16 protein-coding genes are annotated in these 12917 nt (G+C 69.3%); 8 read left to right on the top strand and 8 right to left on the bottom strand.

Annotated elements, in window-relative coordinates; all coding sequences use genetic code 11:
- Position 1: 1 nt before the first annotated feature.
- From flhB to ACFOM8_RS03670, 8 genes are read right to left on the bottom strand one after another with little or no spacing between them, the layout of a single operon-like run.
- On the bottom strand, positions 2-1063 hold the full coding sequence (gene flhB, locus ACFOM8_RS03705) for a flagellar type III secretion system protein FlhB (protein WP_377759430.1): 1062 nt from the start codon (positions 1061-1063) through the stop codon (positions 2-4).
- Positions 1060-1815: a flagellar biosynthetic protein FliR gene (locus ACFOM8_RS03700; RefSeq protein WP_377759428.1), complete on the bottom strand. Its 756-nt coding sequence runs from the start codon at positions 1813-1815 to the stop codon at positions 1060-1062. Before ACFOM8_RS03700 ends, flhB begins: the two co-directional genes overlap by 4 nt.
- Entirely contained in the window at positions 1815-3893 is a 2079-nt protein-coding gene (locus ACFOM8_RS03695) for a flagellar biosynthesis protein FlhA (RefSeq protein WP_377759426.1), read from the bottom strand. Before ACFOM8_RS03695 ends, ACFOM8_RS03700 begins: the two co-directional genes overlap by 1 nt.
- Entirely contained in the window at positions 3890-4168 is a 279-nt protein-coding gene (locus tag ACFOM8_RS03690; protein ID WP_377759424.1) for a hypothetical protein, read from the bottom strand. Before ACFOM8_RS03690 ends, ACFOM8_RS03695 begins: the two co-directional genes overlap by 4 nt.
- The gene (gene motA / locus ACFOM8_RS03685) at positions 4168-5034 is read right to left on the bottom strand and encodes a flagellar motor stator protein MotA (protein ID WP_377759423.1); all 867 of its coding nucleotides are present in this window, start codon (positions 5032-5034) and stop codon (positions 4168-4170) included. The genes ACFOM8_RS03690 and motA overlap by 1 nt, the downstream gene beginning before the upstream one ends.
- A gap of 12 nt (positions 5035-5046) precedes the next feature.
- A complete protein-coding gene (locus ACFOM8_RS03680) occupies positions 5047-5586 on the bottom strand; it encodes a MotE family protein (protein WP_377759421.1) in 540 nt (179 codons plus the stop codon).
- Complete coding sequence (locus tag ACFOM8_RS03675) at positions 5579-5938, bottom strand: hypothetical protein (RefSeq protein WP_377759420.1); 360 nt, start codon at positions 5936-5938, stop codon at positions 5579-5581. Before ACFOM8_RS03675 ends, ACFOM8_RS03680 begins: the two co-directional genes overlap by 8 nt.
- Entirely contained in the window at positions 5935-6405 is a 471-nt protein-coding gene (locus ACFOM8_RS03670; protein ID WP_377759418.1) for a flagellar basal body-associated FliL family protein, read from the bottom strand. Before ACFOM8_RS03670 ends, ACFOM8_RS03675 begins: the two co-directional genes overlap by 4 nt.
- Before the next feature lie 118 nt (positions 6406-6523).
- Between ACFOM8_RS03670 and fliF the strand changes: the two genes are divergently transcribed.
- The 8 genes from fliF (at position 6524) to ACFOM8_RS03630 (ending at position 12907) form a co-directional block, all read left to right on the top strand.
- Positions 6524-8092, top strand: coding sequence for a flagellar basal-body MS-ring/collar protein FliF (gene fliF / locus ACFOM8_RS03665; RefSeq protein ID WP_377759416.1), 1569 nt, complete (start codon positions 6524-6526; stop codon positions 8090-8092).
- On the top strand, positions 8089-8679 hold the full coding sequence (locus ACFOM8_RS03660; RefSeq protein ID WP_377759415.1) for a hypothetical protein: 591 nt from the start codon (positions 8089-8091) through the stop codon (positions 8677-8679). The genes fliF and ACFOM8_RS03660 overlap by 4 nt, the downstream gene beginning before the upstream one ends.
- Positions 8667-8924, top strand: a complete 258-nt coding sequence (locus ACFOM8_RS03655) for a FliM/FliN family flagellar motor C-terminal domain-containing protein (RefSeq protein WP_377759413.1) — start codon at positions 8667-8669, stop codon at positions 8922-8924. The genes ACFOM8_RS03660 and ACFOM8_RS03655 overlap by 13 nt, the downstream gene beginning before the upstream one ends.
- On the top strand, positions 8921-9640 hold the full coding sequence (fliP, locus tag ACFOM8_RS03650) for a flagellar type III secretion system pore protein FliP (protein WP_377759411.1): 720 nt from the start codon (positions 8921-8923) through the stop codon (positions 9638-9640). Before ACFOM8_RS03655 ends, fliP begins: the two co-directional genes overlap by 4 nt.
- A gap of 116 nt (positions 9641-9756) precedes the next feature.
- Entirely contained in the window at positions 9757-10473 is a 717-nt protein-coding gene (locus ACFOM8_RS03645; RefSeq protein WP_377759409.1) for an energy-coupling factor ABC transporter ATP-binding protein, read from the top strand.
- Positions 10448-11071 carry a CbiQ family ECF transporter T component gene (locus ACFOM8_RS03640; protein WP_377759407.1) on the top strand — a complete coding sequence of 208 codons (624 nt, stop codon included), beginning with the start codon at positions 10448-10450 and terminating at the stop codon, positions 11069-11071. Before ACFOM8_RS03645 ends, ACFOM8_RS03640 begins: the two co-directional genes overlap by 26 nt.
- A 4-nt stretch (positions 11072-11075) precedes the next feature.
- Entirely contained in the window at positions 11076-11621 is a 546-nt protein-coding gene (locus ACFOM8_RS03635; protein WP_377759405.1) for a biotin transporter BioY, read from the top strand.
- 161 nt (positions 11622-11782) lie between these two features.
- Entirely contained in the window at positions 11783-12907 is a 1125-nt protein-coding gene (locus ACFOM8_RS03630; RefSeq protein WP_377759403.1) for an extracellular solute-binding protein, read from the top strand.
- The last annotated feature ends 10 nt before the right edge of the window (positions 12908-12917 follow it).

Raw genomic sequence — 12917 nt, 5'->3', positions numbered from 1 at the left:
CTCACCATCCGGCTTTCGCCTTTTCGCGCATCTTTTCGGCGAAGCGGATCGCGGCGGCGACGGCGGCGAACTGTTCGCGGCGGATTTCCTGGCCGATCTCGACGGTGGCGTGAATGGCGCGGGCGCTTGGCGGATCGGGGAAGATCGGCACGCGGTGTTCCCGGGCACGCTCGCGGATCCGGGCCGCGACCTCGTCGGTGCCCTTGGCCAGGCAGACCGGCGCGCGCCCGCTGCCGCGCTTCCATTCCAGCGCCACGGCGTAATGGGTGGGGTTCACGATCACCACGTCCGCCCGGGCCACGTCGGCCAGCATCTGCTTGGTGGCGATGTCCACGGCGCGCTGGCGGCGGGCGGCCTTGAAATGCGGATCGCCCTCGGACTCCTTGAACTCGTCCTCCATCTCCTTGCGGGTCATGCGGTTCTTGCGGCGGTGGTCGAACCACTGCCAGCCCATGTCCAGCCCCGCGAACAGGACCGAGATCGCCAGCGCCAGGGCCAGCACCCGCCCCAGAATGACGCCCAGATCCGCGGTCCAGCGGTCGCCCGCCAGCGGGCTTGCCGCCAGATGCCCCAGAAGGCTGCGGAACAGGAACCAGCCGCCCGCGCAGACCAGCGCCGCCTTGCCCAGCGAGATGGCGAAATTGACCAGACCCGACTTGCCGAATTTCTGCGCGGCGGTCTTCATCGGGTTGATCCGGTTCAGGTCGAAGGCCAGCTTCTGCGGAGCGAAGACCAGCCCGCGCACCGCCACCAGCGCCACCAGGATCGCCAGCGCGGGCACGGCCGCCAGCCCCAGAACCGCCCATCCGGCGTATTGGCCAAGAGCCGCTGCGGTCGCCGCCGCGGTGCCCGGCGTCCAGCCCTCGGCCCCCAGGGCGCGGGTCGCCATGGACAGCCAGGCCCTGACCGCAAGGCCCGCGCCCACCGCGAAGGCCAGCCAGGCGCCCAGATACATGGCGGCGACATTCAGTTCCGCCGACCGGGGGATGTCGCCCTTTTCGCGCGCCTTGCGCAGCTTCTGGTCCGAAGCCTCGAAAGGCTTGTCGTCGTTCTCCTCGCTCATGGCGCGCCCGGCAGGACATGGCCCAGGATCGCGTCGGCCCAGAGCCCGACCAGCACCGGCGCCAGCAGCGCCAGGGCCGCCAGGGCCAGCATGATCGCGGCGGGCGAGCCGATGAAGATCACCGGCAGGGCGGGCATGACCCGGTTGATGACGCCCGACAACGCCTGGAACATGAAGCCGCCCAGCGTGAAGGGCGCGGCCAGCAGCATGGCGATCCAGAAGCTGCGGGCGACAAGGCGGATCGCCTCGGCCGCCAGGCCCTCCGCATCGGGCCAGCCGCCGGGGGGCCAGACCGCGAAACTGTCGGCCATCAGCTGCACCAGCATCACCGGAAGGCCAAGCGCCATCAGGACCGCCAGCCCCCCCAGGTGGACGAGATTGCCGATCGGATGGGGCGCGGCCTCGTTCTGGCCGCCGACCAGCTGCGACAAGGACGCGGTGGCCGCGATAGCCGAGGTCGCGATGTCCAGCGACAAGGCCAGCAGCCGCAGGCCCATGCCCGCGGCCAGTCCGATCAGCGTTTCCCCCGCGGCCTGGCCCAGGATCGGCAACAGGCCGCCGGGCTCGGCGGCAGGCGGGACCAGCCCGGCCAGCATCGGCGTGACGGCAAGGGCGGCGGCGGCGCGGACGCGGACAGGAATGGCGCGTTCCCCCAGGCCGGGCAGCACCAGCACCAGCGCCTGCACGCGCAGATAGACCAGCACCCAGGACCAGCCGAACCCCGGCAGCAGTTGGGCAAGCTGGTCCCCCATCACCCGACCTCGATGGTGCCGACCAGCCGCAGCTCCGCGCCGGGGTCGATCTCCTCCAGCCCCAGCACCGGGATGGCGATGCCGTTCGACCCCAGAACCGCGCGCAGCATCCGGCGCCGGTGGTCGGGGGCGACCAGCACCGTTTGCAGCGCCGGCTCCACCGCCGCCAGGGCGCGGCGCGCGGCTTCCAGCAGCTTGCGCGACAAGGCGGGGGTCATCGCGCCGCCGCCCGTGCGGCCGGTCTCGCTGTCGGCGCGGACGAACTCGGCCTCCCACGCCGGGTGCAGTTGCAGGGCCGAGATGCCGCCCGCCGGATCGCTGTATTGCTGGGTGATCTGGCCGCGCAGCCGCTTGCGCACCAGTTCGTAAAGCGTTTCGATCGACTCGATGCCGCGGAACTCGGCCATGGCGTCGACGATCAGCGGCAGGTTGCGGATCGAGACCTTTTCGTCCAGAAGCGCGCGCAGAACCGCCAGCAGCGTTTCGGGCGAGACCTTGTCGGGGATCATGCCGTCGAAATAGCGCCGGTTGCGTTCGGCGCGCGCGCTGTCGGACAGGGTCTTCAGCTCCTCGATCTGGCGCTGCATGGCGCCCAGCGTCAGCAGCGCGGACAGGTTGGCCTTCACGACCTCCATCAGATGGGTGGACAGAACCTCCATGGGGGTCACGACGGTGGCGCCGCGCGTGGCGGCGTCGTCCTGGGCGTTGCGGTCGATCCAGCGCGCGGGGCTGAGATAAACGGGCTCGCGCACCGCATCGCCGGCCAGGCCTTGCAGCACGTGATCGGGGCCAAGCGCCAGGATCGCGCCCGGTCGCAGGCTGCCGCGTCCGCGCACGACGCCGTGGATGCGGATCTGGTAATCGCCGGGATGCAGGTCGTCCGTGTCGGTGATGCGCACGTCGGGCAGGATCAGCCCGTAGGCGCGGGCGATGTGGATGCGCAGGTTGGTGACCCGGCTGCCCAGGCCCCGCGCCTGGTCCAGCGCGATCAGCACCAGGTCGCTGCCGATCTCGACGCTGATCTCGTCGGTGTCCAGCACGTCGCCGATGCGGGCGGCGGGGCGGGGGGCGGGGGTTTCCGCCGCGGGTTCGGGCAGAACGGGAAGGATGCCTTTCCGGTAAAGCCGCCAGGCGCTGAACGCCAGCGCACCGGCAATCGCCAGAAACAGCAGGCGCGGCATGCCGGGCACGAAGGACATCAGCAGCATCGCCGCCCCGACCACGGCGGCAGGCTGCCAGCTCCGGATCAGCTGGCTGGACAAAAGCCGCGCCGTGGTCTCGGTCGCGCCCCCGCGCGACAGCAGCAGCGCCGCCGCCATGGAGGTGATCACGGCGGGGATCTGGCCCACCAGGCCGTCGCCGATGGTCAGGTGGGAATATGTGGCCATCGCCTCGCCCACGGGCATTCCGTGCGCCACGACGCCGATGCCCAGGCCCACCAGCAGGTTGACCAGCGTGATCACGATGCCCGCCACCGCGTCGCCCTTGACGAATTTCGACGCTCCGTCCAGCGAACCGAAGAAGTTGATCTCCTGCTGGTCGCGCAGGCGGCGGGCCTTGGCTTCCTGGTGGTCGATGGCGCCGGCGTTCAGATCCGCGTCGATGGCCAGCTGCTTGCCCGGCAGCGAATCGAGCGCAAAGCGCGCCGCGACCTCGGCCATGCGGCCCGAACCCTTTGTGATGACCACGAAGTTCACGATCGAGATCACGGCGAAGACCGTGATCCCCACCATCAGCGACCCGCCCGCGACAAAGCTGGCAAAGCCGTTGATGATGTGGCCCGCGGCCTCGGGGCCCGTCTGGCCCTGGGTCAGGATCAGCCGCGTGGACGACACGTTCAGCGACAGCCGGATCACCAGCGTGACCAGCAGCAGCATGGGAAAGGCCTGGAAATCGGTCGGCCGGTCCACCAGCGAGGCCATCACCAGGATCAGCGTTGCCGCCGCGATGGACAGCGCGAAGCCGAAGTCGAGGATCGCCGGCGGCAGCGGGATCACCATCGACATGACGATCAGCACCAGCCCCCCGGTCACGAGAACCGAGGCGTCGAGCGATCTGAGCCGGGAGGCGGCGCTCATTCGTCACCTGTATCGGCGGGCGCGGGATCCAGCACATCGGACAGCGTCCAGGGGTCCGTTGTCAAAAGGCCCGTGCGACGCAGGAAGACCAGCGCCTGAAGCCGCGCCTCGGGCGGCATGCGCATCAAGCGCGTGCGATAGTCGGGGGGCAGGGATTCGCCCTCGAGCAGCCAGTCCGTCGCCTCGTCGGCCAGGGCCGCGGCAGGGGGCAGCAGGGCCGGATCGGCTGACGCCGTGCCCGCGAGTCCCATCACCATCACCAGCGCCCCGATCATCACGCGGCCTTCTTCAGGTCGCGCAGCGCGGCTTCCAGCGTGTCGAAGCTGGGGCGCACATGGTCGGGCACGGCCTGGCGGCCGACCTCGACGCACAGGTTGGTGGCGTGCTGGTGAAGGCCCGCGATCAGCACCGACTTGATCACGTCGAAAAAGGCCAGATCCTGCTTGATGACGCCGCCCAGCCGGCCTGCCAGCGGGGCCACGAAGCCATAGGCCAGGAACACGCCCAGAAAGGTGCCGACCAGCGCGCCGCCGATCATGCCCCCCAGGACGGCGGGGGGCTGGTCGATCGCGCTCATGGTCTTGATGACGCCGAGAACGGCGGCAACGATGCCAAGCGCGGGCAGGGCGTCCGCCACGTTCTGCAACGCGTGGGGGACATGCATCGAATCCTCGCGCAGACCGGCAAGGCGGCGGGCCAGGATCTCCTCGACCTGGTAGGGATCGTCATAGTTCAGGCTGGCCGAGCGCAGCGTGTCGGCGATCAGCGACACCACGTCGTGATCGGCCAGAAGCCGGGGATAGGCGGTGAAGATCGGCGATTCCGCCGGGTTCTCGATATGCTGTTCCAGCGCGACGGGGTTCTCGCGCGCGATCTTGAGCAGCTGGAACATCAGGCACAGCACGTCCTGGTGGTCGGATTCGGTCCACTTGGCGCCCTTGAAGGCCTGGATGATCCCCTTTGGCGTATGCTTCAGCGTGTGGCTGTCGTTGGTCAGCAGATAGGATCCGACGGCCGAGCCCCCGATCATCATCATCTCGAAGGGCAGCGAATGCGTGATCACCCCCATCTTGCCCCCGGCGAGGATATAGCCGCCGAAAACCATCGCAAAGGTCACGACGATGCCTACGATGCCGAACATGGGCGTTCTCCTTCAGTCGTTCCGGGCGCTGCGCGCGCCCATCTGGGCGGTCAGCAGCGCGGCCTGGCGCGGCTCGACCGCCGCGATGATGCGGGCGCCGGTTTCCGGCTGGACGCGCATCAGGATCTCGGCCGCGAAATCGGGGGGCAGGTTGGTCAGGACGGCAGCCGCCTCGGCGGGCTTCATCTGGTCGTACACGGCGATCAGGCGGTCGATGTCCTCGCGCACCGCCTGAGACGCGCCGTTGCGGCGCGACTGGAGTCCCGATTTCTGCTGACGCAGTTCGCCGGCACGGGCGCGCAGCGTGGCCTCGGCGGCGGCGATCTCGGCCTTTCTGGTTTCCAGCGCCTCCATGTAGCGCTCGATCCGCAGGGCGCGGTCGCGCAGTTCGGTTGCCAGCGCCACGGCCTCGGGGACATCGGTGCAGCCTTGCAGCAGATCGCCCGAACTGGCCCGGGCCGCGAAGAACCGCGACAGGTCCCCGCCTTGCCAGATCGCGGCGCCCGCGGGCAGGCCAAAGGCCAGGGTCAGCGCCAGCAGGGGCCTACGCATCGGCGGCCACCACGCGCTTGCGCAGCCGGCGCAGCGGCACGACCGGGGCGGGGACGGCGGGCGCCGCCTGGGCCTGGGTGATCTTCTGGCGCAGATCCCACAGCGCCCGCTCCTTGCGGGCGGCGGCGATCTCGCGCGACAGGGTCTCGCCGGCCTCGGTGGCCTCGCTCTTGGCGCTGCGGATGGCGCGTTCCAGCCTGTCCACCTCGGAGGCCATCACGGCGATGGCGCCGCCCAGGCCTGTTTCCAGGTCATTGAGCCGCCGCAACCTGCGCGACAGGATCAGGCAGAAGGTGCCAAGTCCCAGGGATGCCGCCAGAAGCGCGGCTTGAAAGGCATGGTCCAGGGTCATTTGAAGCGGAACTCCGTGATCAGCAAATCCTTGAGGGCCTCGTTGCCCAGCACATAGCGCGACCGGGTCACCAGCTCGGCCCGGATGATCTCCAGCACGCCGCGCTTGTCGTAGGCGGCCGGGTCGATGCCCGACAGGAAGGCGTTGAAGGCGTCCAGAACGCGCGGCATCAGATGCACGACCTCGGCCTTGTGGGCGCTGTCGGTCTCGATGCTGGCGGCAAGAACGAGGCTCTGGCCCGAGCCGCCGGGAATGGCCAGTTCGATCACCGGAACGGCGACGAACACGGTCGCGGGGACGGCCGGGGCTTCCCGCTTGGGGGCCAGCATCGCGGCGGGCGACCACAGCCCCAGATAGGTCGAGGCGAAGCCGCCCCCCGCCAGCGCCACGGCGGCCAGGATCGGGATCAGCTTCTTCTTGCCGGAGGCCTTGGCGGGCGGATCGGCGGCGGCGGTCGCATCGGTCATGGTGATTCTCCGTCGTGACAAGACGGAATTAGCACTTCGCGACTAACCGAATCTTAACGCGGGCCATGTCATCAAAGGCGGGACGAAAGAACCTGACGCTGATTCGAAGGGGCCGGTTTTGCAAAAATTGCAGGACTATTGGAACGAGCGAAGCTCACAACAGAAGGCCATCCTGGTGGCGGCCTTTCTGACAACCTTTCTGGCCGTCGCGGGCTTTGCTTGGGTGGCGAACCGCCCGGCGATGAGCCTGCTTTACGGCGGGCTGGATTCCGCCCAGGCGGGCGAGGTGGTGGCCGGGATCGAACGCGCGGGCGTGGCCTACGAGGTGCGCGGCGATGCGATCTGGGTGGATGCCGCCAGCCGCGACAAGCTGCGCATGGATCTGGCCGCGCAAGGCCTTCCCGCCGCGGGCGGCGCCGGATACGAACTGCTGGACGGCATGTCGGGTTTCGGCACGACCTCGCAGATGTTCGACGCCGCCTATTGGCGCGCCAAGGAAGGCGAGCTGGCCCGGACCATTCTGGCCCTGCCCAACGTGAAGACCGCGCGCGTCCACCTGGCGATCGAATCGGGGCGCGGCTATCGCCGCGACGGCAAGGGCAGCGCCTCCGTCACCATTGGCACCAACGGCCAGGCGGTCAGCCGGGACCAGGCGGCTGCCTTGAAATACCTGATCTCCTCGGGCGTGCCGGGCATGGCGCCCGAATCGGTCACGGTGATCGACACCAGGACCGGCATCGTCGCCTCGGGGGAGGATGAGCCCGGCGCCGACCGCGCGGCCGAGATGAAGCGCAATGTCGAGCGCATCCTGGAACCCCATGTCGGCATCGGCAACGCCATCGTGGAGCTGAACCTGGACGTGGTGACCGAGACCGAGATGCTGACCGAGCAGCGCTTCGATCCCGAAGGGCGGGCGATGATCTCGCAGGTGACCGAGGAAACGACGGATCAAAGCAACAGCACGGGATCGGGCGCGGTGACCGCGGCCTCGAACCTGCCCGACGGGAACGAGGCCCAGGGCGACCGGTCCGAGGCGAACCGCCAGGAAACCCGCCAGCAGGCCAATTACGAGGTCACGCGGGTGACGCGCGAGGTGTCGCGCCAGCCCGGAGCCACGCGGCGGCTGACGGTTGCGGTGCTGGTCAACGGCGTCCCCGAGGAGACCGCCGCAGGCGAGGTGCAGATGGTGCCGCGCCAGCAGGCCGAACTGGACGTGCTGCGCGAACTGGTGGCCTCGGCGGTGGGCTATGACGAGGCGCGGGGCGACCTGATCACCGTCAAGTCGCTGCCCTTCGCGGGCCTGGGCGAGGCCGGAACCGCCGCCGCGCCCGGCTTTCTGGACCGGCTAGAGCTGAACGGCCTGGCGCGGATCCTGATGATCGGCCTGTTCGCGCTGGCGGTGGTGTTCCTGGTGCTGCGCCCGGTTCTGAAGGGCCGTGCCCGGCCCGCGCTGGACAACAGCCCCCCGGCGCTGGACGCGCCCGCCCTGACCGGCACGATCCTGCCCGCAACCGAGGCCGTGGCGGAACCCGTGGCCGCCGCGCAGCCCGCCCCCCGCGCGCCCGAACAGCTGGCGCTGCCCCCCGGCGATCCGGTCGCCCGGCTGCGCAACATGATGAAGGAACGCCATGACGAAAGCGTCAAGATCCTGACCGGCTGGATCGACAACAAGGAGAATGCGCTGTGACCCTTGCCGTGTTCAAACTCGAATCCTTCGGTGCCGCGGTGGCGGCGCAGGGGGCGGCCCTGACCTTCAGCCGCGAGGCGCTGGACCAGGCCTATGCGGACGGACTGGCCGAAGGCGCCGCCCGCCAGGCGGACGAACAGGCCCGCACCCTGAGCGCCGGGCTGGACCGGCTGGCCCGGGCGCTTGCCGATGACGAGACGCGCCGGGCCGAGCTGCGCCGCGAGGCGGTGGATGCGCTGGCCCCGATCCTGACGCAGATCCTCGATTGCCTGGCCCCCGCCGCGGAATCGCGCCGTCTGGAAGCGGCGCTGAGCGCCGAACTGCTGCGCTTGTCGCGCCTGGCGTCCCCGCTGCGCGCCTCCATCGCCTGCGGTCCGTCGCTGCGCGCCATGGTGGAGCGCTGCCTCGCCGATTGCGGGCTGGAGGGCATCGATGTCGCCGAATCGGAATCCGAGCGCATCGCCTTGTCGCTGCAAGGCGGCCGGATCGAACTGGAACCGGCGCGCGTGGCCGAGGGCATCCGCGCGCTGATGGCCGAAATCAACGGGCCCAAACCGGACGGAGACGAAGCATCATGGACGCATTGAACCACCTGATCGACACCGACGCCATCCAGGTGGAGGTGACCGTGCGGCTTGGCCGCACCCGCCAGACCGTCGCGCAGCTGTCGGCGCTGCGGCCCGACGACATCCTTCTGCTGGACCAGTCCATCGACGAGGGGGTCGAGATCTGCGTGGGCGACAAGGTTATCGCGCGGGGCGAGCTGACGGCGGACGGCTCGGCCGAGGACCGGCTTTGCGTGCGGATCCTGCCCGTTCCCGGCGCCGCATGATCCGCAGATACGCCTTGGCGGCGGGGCTGGGGTTCCTGCCCGCCGCGGCCCTGGCGCAGGACGGGCTGGGCCAGATCGCGGGGCAGCTGGGTCAAGGCCTTGGCCAGAACGCGATCCTGCTGGTGGGCACGCTGACGGCGCTGTCGCTGGCGCCGGGCATCGCCATCACCATCACCTGCTTTCCCTTTATCGTCACGGTGCTGTCGATCCTGCGCCAGTCGATCGGGCTGCAATCCTCGCCCCCGAACATGCTGATCGTCGCCTTGGCGATGTTTTTGACCTGGTTCATCATGGACCCGGTTCTGCGCGAGGCCTGGTCCGTCGCGGGCGCCCCCTTGCAGGACGGCGCCATCACCCTGGGCGAGGCGATCCGCCGCGGCATCGTGCCTTTCCAGGACTTCATGGCCGCGCGCACCGATCCCGACACCCTGGCGGGCCTGGCCGAGATCGCGCCGGGCAGCGGCGACCGCAGCGGGCAGCTGTCGGTCCTGATCCCCTCCTTCATGCTGTCCGAAATCCAGCGCGCCTTCGAGATCGGCTTTCTGATCGCGCTGCCCTTCCTGATCATCGACCTGGTGGTTTCGGCGGTGCTGATGGCCATGGGCATGATGATGGTGCCGCCGGTGGTCGTGTCCTTGCCCTTCAAGCTGGCCTTTTTTGTCGCGGTGGACGGCTGGTCGATGATCGCGGGGGCCCTGGTGCGCAGCTATCAGTAAGGCATCGGGCTTGCATGAAAGACCCGTTCCGGGGCAGATGCGCGGGGTGGACGCAGCGGAAGCCTTGGGCAGATGGGATCACGACCCGAAGAACGGCCCGCCCGGAGCGGCGGGCGATGAGTGTGGAGTTGCAGGCCATCGGCGTGGCGATGGCGGGCCGGACGGTGCTGGACGGGATCTCGGCCCGGCTGGACGAACCGCGCGTGGGCGTGGTCGGGCGCAACGGCTCGGGCAAGACGACGCTGGCGCGGGTGATTGCCGGGCTGATCGCGCCGGATGCGGGTCGGGCCCGGATCGGCGGGATCGACATGGCCGCCGACCGCCGCGCCGCGCTGTCCAGTGTCGGAATCATTTTCCAGAATCCCGATCACCAGATCATCTTTCCCACCGTTCTCGAGGAAATCGCCTTTGGCCTGACCCAGCAGGGCCGGCGTCAGCGCGATGCCGAGGCCGCGGCCCGGGCCATGCTGGACCGCTTCGGCAAGGCCCACTGGGAAAGCGCCGCCACCCACGGCCTGTCGCAGGGGCAAAAACAGCTTCTGTGCCTGATGTCCGTGCTGGCGATGCAGCCCCGGGTGATCGTCATGGACGAGCCCTTTTCGGGCCTGGACATCCCGACGCGGCTGCAACTGATGCGCTATCTGGACGGGATCGCGGCCCAGGTGGTGATGGTCACTCACGATCCGGGCCAGCTTCGCGGCTTTGACCGGATTTTATGGCTGGACGGGGGGCGGCTGATCGCCGACGGCCCGCCGGACGCGGTGCTGCCCCGGTTCGAGGCGCAGATGCGGGACTGGGGGGGCCTTGATGATCTCGCTCACCTCGCCTGCTGAAACCTGGTCGCACCGCATTCCGGCGGGGGGCAAGCTGCTGGCGCTGTCGGCCTTGACGGTGGCGCTGTTCCTGACCGACAGGCCCGGGGTGCTGGCCATGGCCCTTCTGGCGATCCTGGCGCTGTATCTGACGGCAGGCCCGACCTTCCTGCGGCAGGGGCTGCGGCATCTGCGGATGCTTTGGCCGTTTCTGCTGCTGATCGGGCTGTGGCACGGGCTGACCGGCCAGGCGCAGGCGGGCATCGTTATCGCCCTGCGCCTGCTGGCCGCGCTGGCGCTGGCGAATTTCGTGACCATGACCACGCGGCTGACCGACATGATCGCCGTGCTGACGGGGCTGCTGGCGCCCCTGCGCCGCCTGGGCCTGCCCACCCGCGCGGTGACGCTTGCCATCGCCATGGTCCTGCGCTTTACCCCGATGCTGGTGGAAAACGGCCAGCGGCTGGCCCTGTCCTGGCGCGCCCGGTCGCGGCGCAGGCCCGGCTGGCGGATCGTGATGCCGATGGCGGCGCTGGCCTTGGACGACGCCGATCACGTGGCCGAGGCCCTGCGCGCGCGGGGCGGCATCCTGAACGACATTCCTGATGGGAGGGACTGAGAGAATGGAACGCAACATGACCCGGGTCGCGCTGTTCGCGGCGCTGATCGCGGCCCTTGGGCTGGTTCCCAGTCTGACGCTGGCCTTTGGCGTGCCGATCACGGCGCAAAGCATGGGCGTCATGCTGGCGGGCGCGATCCTGGGGGCGAAACGCGGCGCGCTGGCGGTGCTGCTGTTCATGGCGCTGGTGGCGCTTGGCCTGCCGCTTCTGGCGGGCGGGCGCGGCGGGCTTGGCGCATTCGTCGCCCCGACCTCGGGCTTTTTCCTGGGCTGGCCGGTCGCGGCTTTCGTGACCGGGTTGATCGTCGAGCGGCTGCGCAGCGGGTCGCTGGCGGTGACGGTCGCCCTGGCCTCGATCCTCGGCGGCATTGTCGTGCTTTATGCCTTCGGCATCGTCGGCATGTCGATCGCGCTGGACAAGACCCTGGCCGAATGCGCCGTGCTGGTCGTGGCCTTTGTTCCCGGCGACATCATCAAGGCGGTGCTGACCGGGCTGATCACCCAGGCCCTGGCCCGGTCCCGGCCCGCCGCCCTGCTGTCGCGCCACTAGAACAGCCCGCTTTTCCGGTGGAAGATCAAAGAGTCTTTGACCTGTCACATGGCCGGGATATGCTTCACGCCGATTGACCGGCGCCCCCGGGCGGCCGGTCATGGATCCTGCCGTCCTGCGGGCAAGGCCCGGCCGGGCGGCGCTATCGGGGGTTGGTAAACATGAGCAGACTTGATCGCCGCGGGCTTCTGAAGGGCGCGGGCGCCGCCGCGGGCCTCGCGCTGGCCGCGCCGCTGGTCGCCCGGCCGGGCTTTGCCCAAGGGACGGGCACCGTGAACATCTTCGCCTGGGCGGGCTATCTGAACGACGAGATCCTGGGCGCCTTTGAAAAGGCCACCGGGATCAAGCCGAACTACACGCCCTATGGCACCAACGACGAACTGCTGAACCAGCTTCGCGCCAACAACGGCGCGGGCTTCGACCTGATCTGGCCGACCGTGGACCGGGTGCCGAACTATGTCGAGTTCGGCCTGGTCCAGCCCCTGGACGAATCGAAGATCGAGGTGGCGAAGGTGCTGCCCTCGGCCTGGGAGAACTCGACCAATCTGGGCGCGGTGGTGGACGGCAAGCGGTATCAGGTGCCGACCGACTGGGGGACCGAGGCGGTGGCTTTCGACCGCGACCAGATGCCGCTCGAATACGGCAGCGCCTCCTATGGCGACATCTGGGGTGAATCGGCGGCGGGCAAGGCGACGGTGCGCGCCCATTCCGCGCTTGTGGGCCTGGGCCTGTGGCTGGAAGCCGAGGGCAAGCTGCCGCGCCCGCTGCTGGACGCCTTCAAGACGCCCGAAGCCCAGGTCGAGATCTTCGACGCGATCCTGGCCGAGGCCGTGGCGCGCAAGGGCAACATCATCCAGTTCTGGAACAACGAGAACGAGGCCCAGGGCGCCTTCCGCGTCAACGGCGCGGCGATCGGCCAGACCTGGGATTCGACCGCCGCCGCGCTGTCCAGGGAAGGGCTGCCGGTGGGCTTCGTCGCGCCCAAGGAAGGCGCGCTGGCCTGGATGGAAGGGCTGTCGATCCCGGCGGGGGCCGAGAACCTGGACAACGCCTATGCCTTCATCAACTGGTTTCTGACCCCGGAAGCCGGGGCGATGTACACCAACGCGACGGCGATCAACTCGACCGCCGTGGGATCGGCGGATCTGCTGTCGGATCAGGCCAAGGCCTTTTTCGCCGCCGCCTATCCGGGCGACGCGCTGGACAAGCTGTGGTGGTGGCCGATCCAGGAAAACTGGTACGTGACCAAGCGCAACGAATACCAGGACCGTTTCCTGTCGGCCTGACAAACCGGGG

Origin of the sequence: Paracoccus angustae, assembly GCF_042648745.1 — a bacterium.
Lineage (GTDB): Bacteria > Pseudomonadota > Alphaproteobacteria > Rhodobacterales > Rhodobacteraceae > Paracoccus > Paracoccus angustae.
The sequence above is the reverse complement of the archived record's forward strand: the minus strand, read 5'-3'. Positions and strand labels throughout refer to the sequence as shown.